Annotated in this window: 26 protein-coding genes; 24 read left to right on the top strand and 2 right to left on the bottom strand. The window is 45.4% G+C overall.

The features are described 5' to 3' along the window. Position 1 precedes the first annotated feature (1 nt). From rpsS to rplQ, 23 genes are all read left to right on the top strand, one after another. Positions 2 to 280, top strand: coding sequence for a 30S ribosomal protein S19 (gene rpsS / locus R7H07_RS12980; protein ID WP_004394525.1), 279 nt, complete (start codon positions 2 to 4; stop codon positions 278 to 280). 10 nt (positions 281 to 290) lie between these two features. Next, the gene (rplV, locus tag R7H07_RS12975) at positions 291 to 623 is read left to right on the top strand and encodes a 50S ribosomal protein L22 (RefSeq protein WP_005383164.1); all 333 of its coding nucleotides are present in this window, start codon (positions 291 to 293) and stop codon (positions 621 to 623) included. Between the two features lie 18 nt (positions 624 to 641). Further along, positions 642 to 1,340 (top strand): 30S ribosomal protein S3, encoded by a 699-nt coding sequence (gene rpsC, locus R7H07_RS12970; RefSeq protein ID WP_005383161.1) that lies wholly within the window; start codon positions 642 to 644, stop codon positions 1,338 to 1,340. Positions 1,341 to 1,351: 11 nt separating this feature from the next. Further along, the gene (gene rplP, locus R7H07_RS12965; protein WP_005379577.1) at positions 1,352 to 1,762 is read left to right on the top strand and encodes a 50S ribosomal protein L16; all 411 of its coding nucleotides are present in this window, start codon (positions 1,352 to 1,354) and stop codon (positions 1,760 to 1,762) included. After that, the gene (gene rpmC / locus R7H07_RS12960) at positions 1,762 to 1,953 is read left to right on the top strand and encodes a 50S ribosomal protein L29 (protein WP_005379576.1); all 192 of its coding nucleotides are present in this window, start codon (positions 1,762 to 1,764) and stop codon (positions 1,951 to 1,953) included. Before rplP ends, rpmC begins: the two co-directional genes overlap by 1 nt. Then, the gene (gene rpsQ / locus R7H07_RS12955; protein ID WP_005379575.1) at positions 1,953 to 2,207 is read left to right on the top strand and encodes a 30S ribosomal protein S17; all 255 of its coding nucleotides are present in this window, start codon (positions 1,953 to 1,955) and stop codon (positions 2,205 to 2,207) included. Before rpmC ends, rpsQ begins: the two co-directional genes overlap by 1 nt. 162 nt (positions 2,208 to 2,369) lie before the next feature. Continuing rightward, complete coding sequence (rplN, locus tag R7H07_RS12950) at positions 2,370 to 2,741, top strand: 50S ribosomal protein L14 (RefSeq protein ID WP_004410450.1); 372 nt, start codon at positions 2,370 to 2,372, stop codon at positions 2,739 to 2,741. Positions 2,742 to 2,754: 13 nt separating this feature from the next. Next, entirely contained in the window at positions 2,755 to 3,072 is a 318-nt protein-coding gene (rplX, locus tag R7H07_RS12945; RefSeq protein ID WP_005379574.1) for a 50S ribosomal protein L24, read from the top strand. A gap of 23 nt (positions 3,073 to 3,095) precedes the next feature. Further along, a complete protein-coding gene (gene rplE / locus R7H07_RS12940; protein WP_005379573.1) occupies positions 3,096 to 3,635 on the top strand; it encodes a 50S ribosomal protein L5 in 540 nt (179 codons plus the stop codon). Between the two features lie 17 nt (positions 3,636 to 3,652). Further along, entirely contained in the window at positions 3,653 to 3,958 is a 306-nt protein-coding gene (gene rpsN, locus R7H07_RS12935) for a 30S ribosomal protein S14 (RefSeq protein WP_004410442.1), read from the top strand. A 29-nt stretch (positions 3,959 to 3,987) separates the two neighbouring features. After that, on the top strand, positions 3,988 to 4,380 hold the full coding sequence (rpsH, locus tag R7H07_RS12930; protein WP_005379572.1) for a 30S ribosomal protein S8: 393 nt from the start codon (positions 3,988 to 3,990) through the stop codon (positions 4,378 to 4,380). A gap of 13 nt (positions 4,381 to 4,393) precedes the next feature. Next, a complete protein-coding gene (rplF, locus tag R7H07_RS12925) occupies positions 4,394 to 4,927 on the top strand; it encodes a 50S ribosomal protein L6 (protein WP_005379570.1) in 534 nt (177 codons plus the stop codon). Between the two features lie 9 nt (positions 4,928 to 4,936). Further along, the gene (gene rplR / locus R7H07_RS12920; RefSeq protein ID WP_005379568.1) at positions 4,937 to 5,290 is read left to right on the top strand and encodes a 50S ribosomal protein L18; all 354 of its coding nucleotides are present in this window, start codon (positions 4,937 to 4,939) and stop codon (positions 5,288 to 5,290) included. Positions 5,291 to 5,304: 14 nt separating this feature from the next. Further along, a complete protein-coding gene (rpsE, locus tag R7H07_RS12915) occupies positions 5,305 to 5,808 on the top strand; it encodes a 30S ribosomal protein S5 (protein WP_004745894.1) in 504 nt (167 codons plus the stop codon). A 7-nt stretch (positions 5,809 to 5,815) separates the two neighbouring features. Beyond that, positions 5,816 to 5,992 (top strand): 50S ribosomal protein L30, encoded by a 177-nt coding sequence (gene rpmD, locus R7H07_RS12910; protein ID WP_005379565.1) that lies wholly within the window; start codon positions 5,816 to 5,818, stop codon positions 5,990 to 5,992. Between the two features lie 5 nt (positions 5,993 to 5,997). Further along, a complete protein-coding gene (gene rplO, locus R7H07_RS12905) occupies positions 5,998 to 6,432 on the top strand; it encodes a 50S ribosomal protein L15 (protein WP_005383155.1) in 435 nt (144 codons plus the stop codon). A 20-nt stretch (positions 6,433 to 6,452) separates the two neighbouring features. Next, complete coding sequence (secY, locus tag R7H07_RS12900) at positions 6,453 to 7,787, top strand: preprotein translocase subunit SecY (protein ID WP_005379562.1); 1,335 nt, start codon at positions 6,453 to 6,455, stop codon at positions 7,785 to 7,787. 38 nt (positions 7,788 to 7,825) lie between these two features. Beyond that, positions 7,826 to 7,939: a 50S ribosomal protein L36 gene (rpmJ, locus tag R7H07_RS12895; RefSeq protein ID WP_000868186.1), complete on the top strand. Its 114-nt coding sequence runs from the start codon at positions 7,826 to 7,828 to the stop codon at positions 7,937 to 7,939. A gap of 149 nt (positions 7,940 to 8,088) precedes the next feature. Continuing rightward, positions 8,089 to 8,445 carry a 30S ribosomal protein S13 gene (rpsM, locus tag R7H07_RS12890; RefSeq protein ID WP_005383154.1) on the top strand — a complete coding sequence of 119 codons (357 nt, stop codon included), beginning with the start codon at positions 8,089 to 8,091 and terminating at the stop codon, positions 8,443 to 8,445. A gap of 18 nt (positions 8,446 to 8,463) precedes the next feature. Beyond that, entirely contained in the window at positions 8,464 to 8,853 is a 390-nt protein-coding gene (gene rpsK, locus R7H07_RS12885) for a 30S ribosomal protein S11 (RefSeq protein WP_001118870.1), read from the top strand. 27 nt (positions 8,854 to 8,880) lie between these two features. Beyond that, positions 8,881 to 9,501, top strand: a complete 621-nt coding sequence (gene rpsD, locus R7H07_RS12880; RefSeq protein WP_005383146.1) for a 30S ribosomal protein S4 — start codon at positions 8,881 to 8,883, stop codon at positions 9,499 to 9,501. A gap of 24 nt (positions 9,502 to 9,525) precedes the next feature. Next, positions 9,526 to 10,518: a DNA-directed RNA polymerase subunit alpha gene (locus R7H07_RS12875; RefSeq protein ID WP_005383143.1), complete on the top strand. Its 993-nt coding sequence runs from the start codon at positions 9,526 to 9,528 to the stop codon at positions 10,516 to 10,518. Between the two features lie 26 nt (positions 10,519 to 10,544). Beyond that, positions 10,545 to 10,925 carry a 50S ribosomal protein L17 gene (gene rplQ, locus R7H07_RS12870; protein ID WP_005383141.1) on the top strand — a complete coding sequence of 127 codons (381 nt, stop codon included), beginning with the start codon at positions 10,545 to 10,547 and terminating at the stop codon, positions 10,923 to 10,925. A 135-nt stretch (positions 10,926 to 11,060) separates the two neighbouring features. Here the strand turns inward: rplQ and R7H07_RS12865 are convergent, their stop codons facing one another. Both R7H07_RS12865 and R7H07_RS12860 read right to left on the bottom strand, forming a co-directional pair. Then, positions 11,061 to 11,540 carry a DUF2780 domain-containing protein gene (locus tag R7H07_RS12865; protein WP_017820297.1) on the bottom strand — a complete coding sequence of 160 codons (480 nt, stop codon included), beginning with the start codon at positions 11,538 to 11,540 and terminating at the stop codon, positions 11,061 to 11,063. Between the two features lie 153 nt (positions 11,541 to 11,693). Continuing rightward, positions 11,694 to 12,314 carry an FKBP-type peptidyl-prolyl cis-trans isomerase gene (locus R7H07_RS12860; protein WP_005383137.1) on the bottom strand — a complete coding sequence of 207 codons (621 nt, stop codon included), beginning with the start codon at positions 12,312 to 12,314 and terminating at the stop codon, positions 11,694 to 11,696. Positions 12,315 to 12,546: 232 nt separating this feature from the next. Here R7H07_RS12860 and R7H07_RS12855 point away from each other — a divergent pair, with 232 nt between their 5' ends. After that, entirely contained in the window at positions 12,547 to 13,143 is a 597-nt protein-coding gene (locus R7H07_RS12855) for a LysM-like peptidoglycan-binding domain-containing protein (protein WP_017820296.1), read from the top strand. The last annotated feature ends 71 nt before the right edge of the window (positions 13,144 to 13,214 follow it).

Raw genomic sequence — 13,214 nt, 5'->3', positions numbered from 1 at the left:
CATGCCACGTTCTCTCAAGAAAGGTCCTTTTATTGACCTACACTTGCTGAAGAAGGTAGAGAAAGCGGTGGAAAGCGGAGACAAAAAGCCTATTAAGACTTGGTCCCGTCGTTCAATGATCATCCCTACGATGATCGGTTTGACCATCGCTGTCCATAATGGTCGTCAGCACGTACCAGTATTTGTAACTGATGAAATGATCGGTCACAAACTGGGTGAATTCGCACCAACACGTACTTACCGCGGTCACGCTGCGGATAAGAAAGCTAAGAAGCGCTAAGGAGTAGATAATGGAAGCAATTGCTAAACATAACTTTGCTCGCATTTCGCCTCAGAAAGCTCGCTTAGTTGCGGATCTAATCCGTGGTAAATCTGTTGACCAAGCTCTAGAAATCCTAACGTTCAGCAACAAAAAAGCTGCTGCACTAGTTAAGAAAGTTCTAGAGTCTGCTATCGCTAACGCGGAGCACAACGAAGGTGCAGATATTGACGATCTGAATGTCGCAAAAATCTTTGTAGATGAAGGCCCAACCATGAAGCGTATTATGCCTCGTGCTAAAGGTCGTGCGGATCGTATCTTGAAGCGTTCAAGCCACATCACTGTTGTTGTAGCAGATCGCTAGAGACTAGGAGAGTAAGCAATGGGTCAAAAAGTACATCCAAATGGTATTCGTCTAGGCATCGTTAAGCCTTGGAATGCTACATGGTTTGCTAACACCAAAGATTTCGCTGACAACCTAGACGGCGACTTCAAGGTACGTCAGTTCCTTACAAGTGAACTGAAAAAAGCGTCTCTATCACGTATCGTTATCGAGCGTCCTGCTAAGAGCATCCGTGTGACTATTCACACTGCTCGTCCAGGCGTTGTTATCGGTAAGAAAGGTGAAGACGTTGAGAAGCTACGCGCAGCTGTAGCTAAAATTGCAGGTGTACCAGCGCAAATTAACATCGCTGAAGTACGTAAGCCTGAACTAGATGCGCAACTTGTTGGTGACAGCATCGCGTCTCAGCTAGAGCGTCGTGTTATGTTCCGTCGTGCTATGAAGCGCGCAGTACAAAACGCAATGCGCCTAGGCGCTAAAGGTATCAAAGTGGAAGTAAGCGGTCGTCTAGGCGGCGCTGAAATCGCACGTTCAGAGTGGTACCGTGAAGGCCGTGTGCCTCTACACACTCTACGTGCTGACATTGATTACGCAACTTCTTCGGCTCACACTCAATACGGTGTGATCGGCATTAAAACTTGGATCTTCAAAGGTGAAATCCTAGGTGGTATGCCAGCAGCTAACGCTGTAGAGCCTAAAGGCGACAAGCCTAAGAAGCAGCGTAAAGGCCGTAAGTAAGGAGTCGACAGATGCTACAACCTAAACGTACTAAGTTCCGTAAGGTTCAGACTGGTCGTAACCGTGGTCTAGCTAAAGGTACTGATGTAAGCTTCGGCGAATTCGGTCTTAAAGCTGTTGGCCGTGGTCGTCTAACTGCTCGTCAAATCGAAGCGGCACGTCGTGCAATGACACGTCACGTTAAGCGTCAAGGTAAAATCTGGATCCGTGTGTTCCCAGACAAACCAATCACAGAAAAACCACTTGAAGTTCGTCAAGGTAAGGGTAAAGGTAACGTTGAGTACTGGGTAGCCCAAATCCAACCTGGTAAGGTTATGTACGAAATGGGTGGTGTACCTGAAGAATTGGCACGTGAAGCGTTCCGTCTTGCGGCACGTAAACTGCCTTTCAAAACTACATTTGTAACTAAGCAGGTGATGTGATGAAAGCACAAGATCTACGCGAGAAAAGCGTTGAAGAGCTTAACGCTGAGCTAATGAATTTGCTACGCGAACAGTTCAACTTGCGCATGCAAGCTGCGACTGGTCAACTACAGCAAACTCATACTCTGAAAGCTGTACGCCGTGATATCGCACGTGTGAAAACTGTTTTGACTGAGAAGGCAGGCGCATAATGAGCGAAGTAAAACGTACTCAACAAGGTCGTGTTGTTAGCGACAAGATGGACAAGTCTATCACTGTTGCTATCGAACGTTTCGTAAAACACCCAATCTACGGTAAATACGTAAAACGTACGACTAAAGTACACGCACATGACGAGAACAACGAGTGTGGCCTAGGCGACACAGTTGAAATCGCAGAGTGTCGTCCACTGTCTAAGACTAAGTCTTGGACTTTGGTAAAAGTTCTAGAAAAGGCGAAGATTTAATCTCGTTAATTCTATGAAACTAAAGCGGCTCCAAAATATTTTTGGAGCCGTTTATTTTTTGACTACCCAATCACAAAAAAGGGTGGTACAATTCGCGTCCCTTTTAAAGAGGCAGCCCGACCCGTGATGGGTCTAGTTATTAATATTTAGCGGAGCACTAACATGATCCAAATGCAAAGTATGCTGGACGCAGCTGATAACTCAGGCGCACGCAGCGTAATGTGTATTAAGGTTCTGGGTGGCTCTCACCGCCGTTATGCACATATCGGTGACGTCATCAAAGTTACTGTGAAGGAAGCAATCCCTCGCGGTAAAGTTAAAAAAGGTGATGTTCTGAAGGCGGTGGTAGTGCGCACCCGTAAAGGCGTACGTCGTCCTGACGGTTCTGTCATTCGCTTCGACCGAAATGCTTGCGTATTGCTAAACGACAATACTGAGCAACCAATCGGTACACGTATCTTTGGTCCTGTGACACGCGAACTTCGTGGCGATAAGTTCATGAAGATCGTTTCACTGGCTCCAGAAGTTCTGTAAGGAGCACGTAGAAATGGCAGCTAAAATCCGTCGTAATGACGAAGTAATCGTTCTTGCTGGTAAAGACAAAGGCAAGAAAGGTAAAGTAACTAAGGTTCTAGCAACTGGTAAAGTTATCGTTGAAGGTATCAACCTAGTTAAGAAACATCAGAAACCTGTTCCAGCTATGGGTATCCAAGGCGGTATCGTAGAGCAAGAAGCAGCTATCGACGTTTCTAACGTGGCTATCTTTAACGCAGCTACTGGTAAAGCTGACCGTATCGGTTTCCGTTTTGAAGACGGCAAAAAAGTTCGTTTCTTCAAGTCTAACGGCGAAACCGTTTCTAACTAATAGAAGTAATTTGGAGTTCTACTATGGCGAAACTGCATGATTACTACAAGTCGTCTGTAGTCGCTGAACTGACCAAACAGTTCGGTTACACAAGCGTCATGCAAGTCCCTAGAATCGAGAAAATCACCCTAAACATGGGTGTTGGTGAAGCAATCAACGATAAGAAACTGCTAGAAAATGCAGCGTCTGATATGGCAACGATCTCTGGTCAAAAGCCACTTATCACAAAAGCGCGCAAATCTGTTGCAGGTTTCAAAATCCGTGAAGGCTACCCTATCGGTTGTAAAGTAACCTTGCGTGGCGAACGTATGTGGGATTTTCTTGAGCGTTTAATTAACATCGCTCTTCCACGTGTACGTGACTTCCGTGGTGTTAGCGCTAAGTCTTTTGACGGTCGCGGTAACTACAGCATGGGCGTTCGCGAGCAAATCATCTTCCCGGAAATCGACTTTGATAAAGTTGATCGAGTACGCGGTCTAGACATCACTATTACGACGTCTGCTGGTACTGATGAGGAAGGCCGTGCTCTGCTGGCTGCCTTTAACTTCCCATTCCGTAAGTAAGGTGAAGGGTTACTGTTATGGCTAAAAATTCAATGAAAGCACGTGAAGCAAAACGTGCGAAGCTAGTAGCTAAGTTCGCTGAAAAGCGTGCAGCGCTAAAAGCTATCATCAGCGATGTAAACGCATCTGAAGAAGATCGTTGGAACGCGGTTCTTACACTGCAATCTCTTCCACGTGATTCAAGTGCATCACGTCAGCGCAACCGTTGCAACCAAACTGGTCGTCCACACGGTTACCTACGTAAGTTCGGTCTAAGCCGTATTAAGGTTCGTGAAGCTTGCATGAAAGGCGAGATTCCGGGTCTTCGTAAGGCTAGCTGGTAATTGCCACTTAATCATTTGGAGTAAATCATATGAGCATGCAAGATCCGATTTCGGATATGCTGACCCGCGTTCGTAACGGTCAGGCAGCAAACAAAGTTGCTGTAAAAATGCCTTCTTCAAAGCTTAAAGTTGCAATTGCTGCACTACTAAAAGCTGAAGGTTACATCGTTGACTTCGCTGTTGAAGGCGAAGCAAAACCTGAGCTAGAAGTTACACTTAAGTACTTCCAAGCTAAACCAGTAATCGAGCAACTTAAACGTGTTTCTCGTCCAGGTCTACGTGTTTACAAGAAGAAAGATGAACTTCCTTCTGTAATGGGTGGTCTTGGTATTGCTATCGTTTCTACTTCCAAGGGTCTTATGTCAGACCGCGCTGCACGTAAAGCAGGTCTTGGTGGTGAAATCATCGCTTACGTAGCTTAATAAGGAGTAGACTATGTCTCGTGTTGCAAAAGCACCTGTCGCTATTCCAGCTGGCGTAGAGGTGAAACTAAACGGCCAAGAAATCACTGTAAAAGGTGCGAAAGGCGAACTAACTCGCGTTCTTAACAACGCAGTTGTAATCGCTCAGGAAGAAAATAACCTGACTTTCGGTCCTAAAGAAGGTGTTGCTAACGCATGGGCTCAAGCAGGTACTGCTCGCGCTCTAGTTAACAACATGGTTGTTGGTGTTACTGAAGGCTTTACTAAGAAGCTAACTCTTAAAGGTGTAGGTTACCGTGCTGCTATCAAAGGCAACGCTGTAGGTCTAACACTAGGCTTCTCACACCCAGTTGAGCACGAGTTGCCAGCGGGTATTAAAGCTGAATGTCCAAGCCAAACTGAAATCGTGATCACTGGTGCTGACAAGCAACTAGTTGGTCAAGTTGCGGCTGACATTCGTTCTTACCGTGAGCCTGAGCCATACAAAGGCAAAGGTGTTCGTTACGCAGATGAAAATGTGCGTACTAAAGAAGCTAAGAAGAAGTAAGGTAACACTATGGATAAGAAAGCATCTCGCATCCGTCGTGCTACACGTGCACGTCGTAAGATTGCAGAACTGGGTGCGACTCGCCTAGTTGTACACCGTACTCCTCGTCACGTGTACGCACAGGTTATCGCGGCTAACGGCTCTGAGGTTATCGCAGCAGCTTCTACTGTAGAAAAAGCGATCCGTGAGCAAGTGAAATACACTGGTAACGTTGATGCAGCTAAAGCAGTGGGTAAAGCTATTGCTGAGCGCGCTCTAGAGAAGGGCGTAACTGCAGTTGCATTTGATCGTTCTGGTTTCCAATACCACGGTCGAGTAGCGGCGCTAGCAGAATCTGCTCGCGAAGCTGGTCTGAAATTCTAAGGTAGGGTTGGAAGATGGCTAAAGAACAACAAGTTCAAGCGAATGATTTGCAAGAAAAGCTAATCGCAGTTAACCGTGTTTCTAAAACGGTTAAAGGTGGTCGAATCATGAGCTTCACTGCACTAACAGTAGTTGGTGACGGTAACGGTCGTGTAGGTTTCGGTTACGGCAAAGCTCGTGAAGTACCTGCAGCGATTCAAAAAGCAATGGAAAAAGCGCGTCGTAACATGACTACGATCGCTCTAAACGAAGGCACTCTTCACCACCCAGTGAAAGGTCGCCATTCGGGCTCTAAAGTTTACATGCAGCCTGCTGCAGAAGGTACTGGTGTTATCGCAGGTGGTGCGATGCGTGCAGTACTAGAAGTTGCTGGTGTACACAACGTACTATCTAAAGCGTACGGTTCTACGAACCCTATCAACATCGTTCGTGCAACGATCGATGCACTAGGTAGCATGAAGTCACCAGAAATGGTTGCTGCTAAACGTGGTCTAACTGTTGAATCTATTTCGGAGTAAGAACACCATGGCAACTATTAAAGTAACTCAAACTAAAAGCTCAATTGGTCGTCTGCCAAAGCACAAAGCTACTTTGCGCGGTCTAGGTCTTCGTAAAATCAACCACACAGTAGAACTTGAAGATACTCCGTGTATTCGCGGTATGATCAACAAGGTTTACTACATGGTTAAAGTTGAGGAGTAATCAGAATGCGTTTGAATACTCTAGCACCGGCTGCTGGCGCGAAAACTTCTGCGAAGCGAGTAGGTCGTGGTATCGGTTCAGGCCTAGGTAAAACTGGTGGCCGTGGTCACAAAGGTCAAAAATCACGTTCTGGCGGCAGTGTTCGTCCAGGTTTCGAAGGCGGTCAGATGCCTCTGAAACAACGTCTACCAAAATTCGGTTTCACTTCTCGTAAGAGCCTAGTGTCTGCTGAAGTTCGTCTAGCTGAGCTAGCGAAAGTTTCTGGTGACGTAGTTGATCTAAACAGTCTTAAAGCTGCTAACATCATCACTAAGAACATCGAATTTGTAAAAGTTGTTCTTTCTGGTGAAATCAACAAAGCAGTGACTGTTAAAGGTCTACGTGTGACTAAAGGCGCTAAAGCTGCAATCGAAGCTGCAGGCGGTAAAATCGAGGAATAATCTCGAGGAACGAGGTACAGATGGCTAAGAAACCAGGACAAGATTTTCGTAGTGCTCAGAGCGGCTTAAGTGAACTAAAGTCGCGCTTGTTATTCGTAATTGGTGCACTTTTAGTATTCCGAGCCGGCTCTTTTGTGCCGATTCCTGGTATTGACGCTGCTGTACTTGCCGATTTGTTCGAACAGCAAAAAGGTACCATCGTTGAAATGTTTAACATGTTCTCCGGTGGTGCTCTTGAGCGTGCATCTATATTAGCATTGGGCATCATGCCGTATATTTCGGCATCTATTGTTGTCCAATTGCTAACTGTAGTTCATCCAGCGTTAGCTGAACTCAAAAAAGAGGGTGAAGCAGGCCGTCGTAAGATAAGCCAATACACACGCTACGGCACGCTTGTACTTGCAACCTTCCAAGCTATAGGTATTGCAACTGGCCTACCAAACATGGTCGACAATCTGGTTGTTATCAACCAAACCATGTTTACGCTAATTGCTACCGTAAGTTTAGTAACCGGTACCATGTTCTTGATGTGGTTAGGTGAACAAATTACAGAGCGCGGAATTGGTAACGGTATTTCGATACTGATTTTTGCAGGTATTGTTGCTGGATTGCCTTCTGCAATCGGTCAAACAATCGAGCAAGCGCGTCAAGGTGAATTGCATGTACTTCTTCTGTTGCTAATCGCGGTATTAGCTTTTGCAGTAATTTACTTCGTTGTTTTCATGGAACGTGGTCAACGCCGAATCGTCGTTAACTATGCGAAACGTCAACAAGGTCGTAAAGTGTTTGCTGCGCAAAGCTCGCACTTGCCTCTTAAAATTAACATGGCAGGTGTAATTCCAGCGATTTTTGCATCAAGTATTATCTTGTTCCCAGGAACATTGGCTCAGTGGTTTGGTCAAAACGGTGAGAGCAGCGCGTTCGGTTGGTTAACTGACGTGTCTTTGGCTCTTAGCCCTGGTCAACCGTTGTATGTAATGCTTTATGCAGCAGCAATTATCTTCTTCTGTTTCTTCTACACGGCGTTGGTTTTCAACCCGCGTGAAACAGCAGATAACTTGAAGAAGTCTGGTGCATTCGTACCCGGTATCCGCCCAGGTGAGCAGACAGCGAAATACATTGATAAAGTAATGACACGTTTAACCCTTGCTGGTGCACTGTACATTACCTTTATCTGTCTGATTCCCGAGTTCATGATGGTCGCGTGGAACGTACGTTTCTACTTCGGCGGTACATCGCTACTAATCGTAGTTGTTGTAATTATGGACTTTATGGCACAGGTACAGACTCATCTGATGTCTCAACAGTATGATTCTGTGTTGAAGAAAGCGAATCTGAAAGGCTACGGCCGTTAATCCGGCGGTAGACTCAGTTTCATTTACGGAGTTTAGCAATGAAAGTTCGTGCTTCCGTTAAAAAAATCTGCCGTAACTGTAAAGTAATCAAGCGTAACGGTGTCGTTCGCGTGATTTGCAGTGAGCCAAAGCACAAACAGCGCCAAGGCTAATTAGCAGAAATTTTTACTTGAAAATGAAGGTTGGGTCGAGTATATTCCTCGGCCTACCTTTTGCGTGCAAAAGAAGTAGTATTCCGCAGCGTATCCATAACGGGCTTTGCTGCGGCTAATTCTTTTATAGAAACACTTAGGAGTGAATAATGGCCCGTATAGCAGGCATTAACATTCCTGATCAGAAACATGCAGTAATCGCTCTAACAGCGATCTACGGCATCGGTAAAACTCGCTCTCAAGCTATCCTAGCTGAAGTGGGTATTGCTGAAAATGTTAAGATCAGTGAACTAACTGAAGAGCAGATCGATCAACTGCGTGATGGTGTAGCTAAGTACACTGTAGAAGGTGATCTACGTCGTGAAGTATCTATGAACATCAAGCGTCTTATGGACCTTGGCTGTTACCGTGGTCTTCGTCATCGTCGCAGTCTACCACTACGTGGACAGCGTACTAAAACCAACGCTCGCACCCGCAAGGGTCCGCGTAAGCCGATCAAGAAATAATCGGGAAGGTAGAGTACAATGGCTAAACAACCAACTCGCGCTCGTAAGCGCGTACGCAAGCAAGTTGCAGATGGCGTTGCGCACATCCATGCTTCTTTCAATAACACAATCGTAACCATTACTGACCGTCAAGGTAACGCTCTTGCATGGGCTACTGCAGGTGGTTCTGGTTTCCGTGGTTCTCGTAAGTCTACTCCGTTCGCTGCACAGGTTGCTGCTGAGCGTTGTGCTGAAATGGCTAAAGAATACGGCCTAAAGAACTTGGAAGTTATGGTTAAGGGTCCTGGTCCAGGTCGCGAATCTACTGTTCGTGCACTAAACGCCGCTGGTTTCCGCATCACAAACATCGTTGATGCTACACCAATCCCTCATAACGGTTGTCGTCCACCTAAGAAACGTCGCGTATAACGTTTCTAGGACAATTGGAGAAGAATCATGGCAAGATATTTGGGTCCTAAGCTGAAGCTTAGCCGTCGTGAAGGCACTGACTTATTCCTTAAGTCTGGTGTTCGCGCGATCGATACCAAGTGTAAAATTGATAACGCACCAGGTGTACACGGCGCTCGTCGCGGTCGTCTATCTGAGTATGGCGTTCAGCTTCGTGAGAAGCAAAAAGTACGTCGTATGTACGGCGTTCTAGAAAAACAATTCCGTAACTACTACAAAGAAGCTGCTCGCCTAAAAGGCAACACTGGTGAAAACCTACTTCAGCTTCTTGAAGGTCGTCTTGATAACGTAGTTTACCGCATGGGCTTTGGCGCAACTCGCGCAGAAGCACGTCAGCTAGTTAGCCACAAAGCTATCCTAGTAAACGGTAAAGTTGTAAACGTTCCTTCTTTCAAAGTAGCGGCTAATGACGTTGTTTCTATTCGCGAGAAAGCTAAACAGCAAGCTCGTATCAAAGCAGCTCTAGAAGTTGCTGAACAACGTGAAAAACCAACTTGGATTGAAGTAGATGGTGGCAAGATGGAAGGTACATTCAAGCGTATGCCTGAGCGTTCTGATCTATCAGCTGACATCAACGAACAATTGATCGTCGAGCTTTACTCTAAGTAAGGTTTAAACTAAAGAGAGGACACAATGCAGGGTTCTGTAACAGAATTTCTTAAGCCACGTCTAGTTGACATCGAACAAATCAGCTCGACTCACGCAAAAGTAACTCTTGAGCCATTAGAGCGTGGCTTTGGTCATACTCTGGGTAATGCACTTCGCCGCATCCTTCTATCTTCTATGCCAGGTTGTGCTGTAACAGAAGTAGAAATTGAAGGCGTACTTCATGAGTACAGCACGAAAGAAGGCGTTCAAGAAGATATTCTTGAAATTCTTCTAAACCTTAAAGGTTTGGCTGTGCGCGTTGCCGAAGGCAAAGATGAAGTGTTCATTACTTTGAACAAATCAGGCTCGGGCCCTGTGGTTGCAGGTGACATCACCCATGATGGTGATGTAGAGATCGCTAACCCTGAACACGTAATTTGTCACCTAACGGATGACAACGCTGAGATCGCAATGCGTATCAAAGTTGAACGTGGTCGTGGTTATGTTCCAGCTTCTGCGCGTATCCATAACGAAGAAGACGAGCGTCCTATCGGTCGCCTACTAGTAGATGCTACTTACAGCCCAGTAGACAAAATTGCCTACGCTGTAGAAGCTGCTCGTGTAGAACAGCGTACTGATCTAGACAAGCTTGTTATCGATATGGAAACAAACGGTACTCTAGAACCTGAGGAAGCAATCCGTCGTGCAGCTACAATCCTAGCTGAACAATTGGATGCATTCGTAGATCTTCGTGATGTACGAGTTCCTGAGGAGAAGGAAGAGAAGCCAGAATTCGATCCGATCCTACTGCGTCCTGTAGACGATCTTGAACTAACAGTTCGCTCTGCTAACTGTCTGAAAGCAGAAGCGATTCACTACATCGGTGATCTAGTACAACGTACTGAGGTTGAGCTACTTAAAACGCCTAACCTTGGTAAAAAATCTCTTACTGAGATTAAAGACGTACTTGCGTCACGTGGTCTGTCTCTGGGCATGCGCCTAGAAAACTGGCCACCTGCATCAATCGCTGAAGATTAATCGATACTAGTTAGAAGGATTAGGTCATGCGCCATCGTAAGAGTGGTCGTCAACTCAACCGCAACAGCTCACATCGCAAAGCGATGTTCAGCAACATGGCTAGCTCTCTAGTACGTCATGAAGTTATCAAGACTACTTTGCCAAAAGCAAAAGAGCTACGTCGCGTAGTTGAGCCTTTGATTACACTAGCTAAGACTGACAGTGTTGCTAACCGTCGTCTAGCATTTGCACGTACTCGTGACAACGAAGTAGTTGCAAAACTATTTAACGAACTAGGTCCACGTTTTGCTGCTCGTCAGGGCGGTTACACTCGTATCCTAAAAGCTGGCTTCCGTGCTGGTGATAAAGCTCCAATGGCTTACATTGAGCTTGTAGATCGCCCAGCTGCTGAAGAAGCTGCTGAGTAATCAGTTCGTAAGAACGAGAAAGCCGAGCATTAGCTCGGCTTTTTTGTATCTGTAATTCTGTAAACCTTTATATCCAGCCTGCATTTATTTCAACCCATGCAGACTGGCAATTTAAAAAGTGATTATCACTTACGCTTATTTACTAGTATTCCACAACCCGCCCAACGAACTTAGAAGCCCTTCGCTAGCGCCTTGCTTGTTCAAGTAATCCAAGATTACTGGAGCAAACTGACTGATCATAGATGGGTCTAAACCTAACGTATCGAATGCACTTTTTACTGCACTGATATTCTCAATATTTCCTAGTAAGCTTTGTGCTCCTTGCAAGTTTGAAAGTCCAGGAATCAAAGACTGTAATTCACTACTATTTTCTTGCGAAAGCTGGCTTTGAGCCAAAGCGAGTAGCGCACCACTGCCTCCGGCTGCTTGCTCAGTGGATACTGGTAATTGGCTAGTTAGCATGTCTGTTAATGGAGATGACTCGGTGTTCAAGCTGCTGCCGACCATGTCCATCAGACCACTTTCTTTACTTTTTTGAGTGACTGAATCTAAGAATGCGTGCGCACTACCAATGTTGATTGATAGGAGTGCTAGAGTTAGGAGTGTTTTACGCATAGTACCTCCAAAGGTTGAGCGTTTTTTAAAAGTGATTTTATTTTTAAAGGCTATCAGAGTGAAAGGTTCAGAGGTGAGAAAGTCTATTCAGTTTAGACAAAAAAACGGCGCTAGTGCGCCGTTTTATTTAATCATAATTGAAAATGGTTTCAATTAGATAATATCTAATAGTTCTACTTCGAAAACTAAAGCTGCAAATGGAGGGATAGCCGCACCAGCGCCACGCTCACCGTACGCAAGATCTTGTGGTACGTATAGCTTCCACTTAGAGCCAACAGGCATTAGTTGTAGTGCCTCTACCCAACCTTTGATCACACCTGTAACAGGGAATTCAGCAGGTTGACCGCGAGATACAGAGCTATCGAATACAGTACCGTCAGTTAGCTCACCGTGGTAGTGAACGCGAACTGAGCTTTCTGCTGTAGGAACTGCACCAGTACCTTCAGAAATGATTTCGTACTGAAGACCAGAGTCTAGAACGTTAACTTCAGGTCGTAGAGCGTTGTCTTTTAGGAACGCTTCGCCTTCTGCTGCCGCAATTTTTGCTGCTTCTTGGCGAGCTGTTTCTGCACGAGTGTGAAGTTCTTGTAGTGCTTTGTTGATTTCATCAATTTCGATTGATGGCATGTCACCAGTTAGTGCTGTTGCAATACCCGCTGCGATAGCATCAACGCTAAGACCTTCAAGACCAGAGCCTGCAAGTTGCTGACCCATTTGCAGACCAATGCCGTAGCTTGCTTTTTGTTCTGCAGTTTCAAATTTAATTTCAGACATGAATGTCGCTCTTATTAGGAGTGATAAAGGTAACAGGATATCAGTTTCGAGCTTAGGTTTAAATGATTGCGACTGAATGCTTAATTGAGGCGGCCAGGTTGTGACTTATCTCTTACTCCAAGTGAAATTTCTGCTAATTTAATCCCAATTCCATTTTAGTTTGGTGAAAAACATATACTCTCCGCGTCGGTATTTTTATACTGGCCGTAGAAGTATTAAGGGACTCATTACAATGAATCGTCGCAGAAAGAAAAAGCAGCAAGTCGACTATGTCGAGTTGGTTAAACAAAAATTCGCTGCTATCGACTGGAAGCAGCCGTTCAACAAAGAGCAATGGTTGGAGCGTATACAGCCTGTTAAGCAGTTTTGGTTGCGCCTGCCTAAATTTCATCAGCGTGCTTTGATGGTCTTAGTGCCATTGATTCTGGTACTCCTTGTTATTCCTTTGCCGAATAAAACAGACCAGCCAGTTGAGCAGACTGAGGTCGATCATCAACGCGTAGCGATTGAGCTGAACGCGCAGAGTTTAAGCCAGCAGCGAACCTCTCAGAACTCTGGACCGAAATCTGAAGACTGGAAAGAGTACACGGTTAAAAATGGTGATACATTAGCGCAGGTTTTCAGAAGTAATCAGCTCTCTATGGCGGATCTTAGCGCTCTGGTCAAAATAGAAGGCAGTGATAAGCCGCTAAGCCAAATAAAGCAGGGACAATTGATTCGCTTTAAGCTTAGTGACGAAGGCGAGTTAGATATGCTACAGCTGGAAAAAAGCGGGCGGTCCGTTATGTTTTTCCGTTTATCGGATGGGACCTTTGGACGTAACAAGTAAACGCTTCAAATGAAAAGACGCGAAGATATCGCGTCTTTTTAGTCAGTTTTTCATAGCGATTAGTTTTCATA

Origin of the sequence: Vibrio sp. Vb1127 (genome assembly GCF_033338735.1) — a bacterium.
Taxonomy (GTDB): Bacteria; Pseudomonadota; Gammaproteobacteria; order Enterobacterales; family Vibrionaceae; genus Vibrio; species Vibrio alginolyticus.
This window is presented reverse-complemented; position numbering and strand designations above follow the sequence as displayed.

Bases quoted from the DNA above. Each gene is read 5' to 3' on its own strand.
- rplQ (WP_005383141.1), top strand. From the start codon at position 10,545: ATGCGCCATCGTAAGAGTGGTCGTCAACTCAACCGCAACAGCTCACAT.
- rplF (WP_005379570.1), top strand. From the start codon at position 4,394: ATGTCTCGTGTTGCAAAAGCACCTGTCGCTATTCCAGCTGGCGTAGAG.
- R7H07_RS12855 (WP_017820296.1), top strand. From the start codon at position 12,547: ATGAATCGTCGCAGAAAGAAAAAGCAGCAAGTCGACTATGTCGAGTTG.
- rpsH (WP_005379572.1), top strand. From the start codon at position 3,988: ATGAGCATGCAAGATCCGATTTCGGATATGCTGACCCGCGTTCGTAAC.
- rpsM (WP_005383154.1), top strand. From the start codon at position 8,089: ATGGCCCGTATAGCAGGCATTAACATTCCTGATCAGAAACATGCAGTA.
- rplN (WP_004410450.1), top strand. From the start codon at position 2,370: ATGATCCAAATGCAAAGTATGCTGGACGCAGCTGATAACTCAGGCGCA.
- secY (WP_005379562.1), top strand. From the start codon at position 6,453: ATGGCTAAGAAACCAGGACAAGATTTTCGTAGTGCTCAGAGCGGCTTA.
- rpsD (WP_005383146.1), top strand. From the start codon at position 8,881: ATGGCAAGATATTTGGGTCCTAAGCTGAAGCTTAGCCGTCGTGAAGGC.
- rplE (WP_005379573.1), top strand. From the start codon at position 3,096: ATGGCGAAACTGCATGATTACTACAAGTCGTCTGTAGTCGCTGAACTG.
- rplX (WP_005379574.1), top strand. From the start codon at position 2,755: ATGGCAGCTAAAATCCGTCGTAATGACGAAGTAATCGTTCTTGCTGGT.
- rpsK (WP_001118870.1), top strand. From the start codon at position 8,464: ATGGCTAAACAACCAACTCGCGCTCGTAAGCGCGTACGCAAGCAAGTT.
- rplO (WP_005383155.1), top strand. From the start codon at position 5,998: ATGCGTTTGAATACTCTAGCACCGGCTGCTGGCGCGAAAACTTCTGCG.
- R7H07_RS12865 (WP_017820297.1), bottom strand. From the start codon at position 11,540: ATGCGTAAAACACTCCTAACTCTAGCACTCCTATCAATCAACATTGGT.
- rpsN (WP_004410442.1), top strand. From the start codon at position 3,653: ATGGCTAAAAATTCAATGAAAGCACGTGAAGCAAAACGTGCGAAGCTA.
- rpmD (WP_005379565.1), top strand. From the start codon at position 5,816: ATGGCAACTATTAAAGTAACTCAAACTAAAAGCTCAATTGGTCGTCTG.
- rpsS (WP_004394525.1), top strand. From the start codon at position 2: ATGCCACGTTCTCTCAAGAAAGGTCCTTTTATTGACCTACACTTGCTG.
- rplR (WP_005379568.1), top strand. From the start codon at position 4,937: ATGGATAAGAAAGCATCTCGCATCCGTCGTGCTACACGTGCACGTCGT.
- R7H07_RS12860 (WP_005383137.1), bottom strand. From the start codon at position 12,314: ATGTCTGAAATTAAATTTGAAACTGCAGAACAAAAAGCAAGCTACGGC.
- rpmJ (WP_000868186.1), top strand. From the start codon at position 7,826: ATGAAAGTTCGTGCTTCCGTTAAAAAAATCTGCCGTAACTGTAAAGTA.
- rplV (WP_005383164.1), top strand. From the start codon at position 291: ATGGAAGCAATTGCTAAACATAACTTTGCTCGCATTTCGCCTCAGAAA.
- R7H07_RS12875 (WP_005383143.1), top strand. From the start codon at position 9,526: ATGCAGGGTTCTGTAACAGAATTTCTTAAGCCACGTCTAGTTGACATC.
- rpsQ (WP_005379575.1), top strand. From the start codon at position 1,953: ATGAGCGAAGTAAAACGTACTCAACAAGGTCGTGTTGTTAGCGACAAG.
- rplP (WP_005379577.1), top strand. From the start codon at position 1,352: ATGCTACAACCTAAACGTACTAAGTTCCGTAAGGTTCAGACTGGTCGT.
- rpmC (WP_005379576.1), top strand. From the start codon at position 1,762: ATGAAAGCACAAGATCTACGCGAGAAAAGCGTTGAAGAGCTTAACGCT.
- rpsC (WP_005383161.1), top strand. From the start codon at position 642: ATGGGTCAAAAAGTACATCCAAATGGTATTCGTCTAGGCATCGTTAAG.
- rpsE (WP_004745894.1), top strand. From the start codon at position 5,305: ATGGCTAAAGAACAACAAGTTCAAGCGAATGATTTGCAAGAAAAGCTA.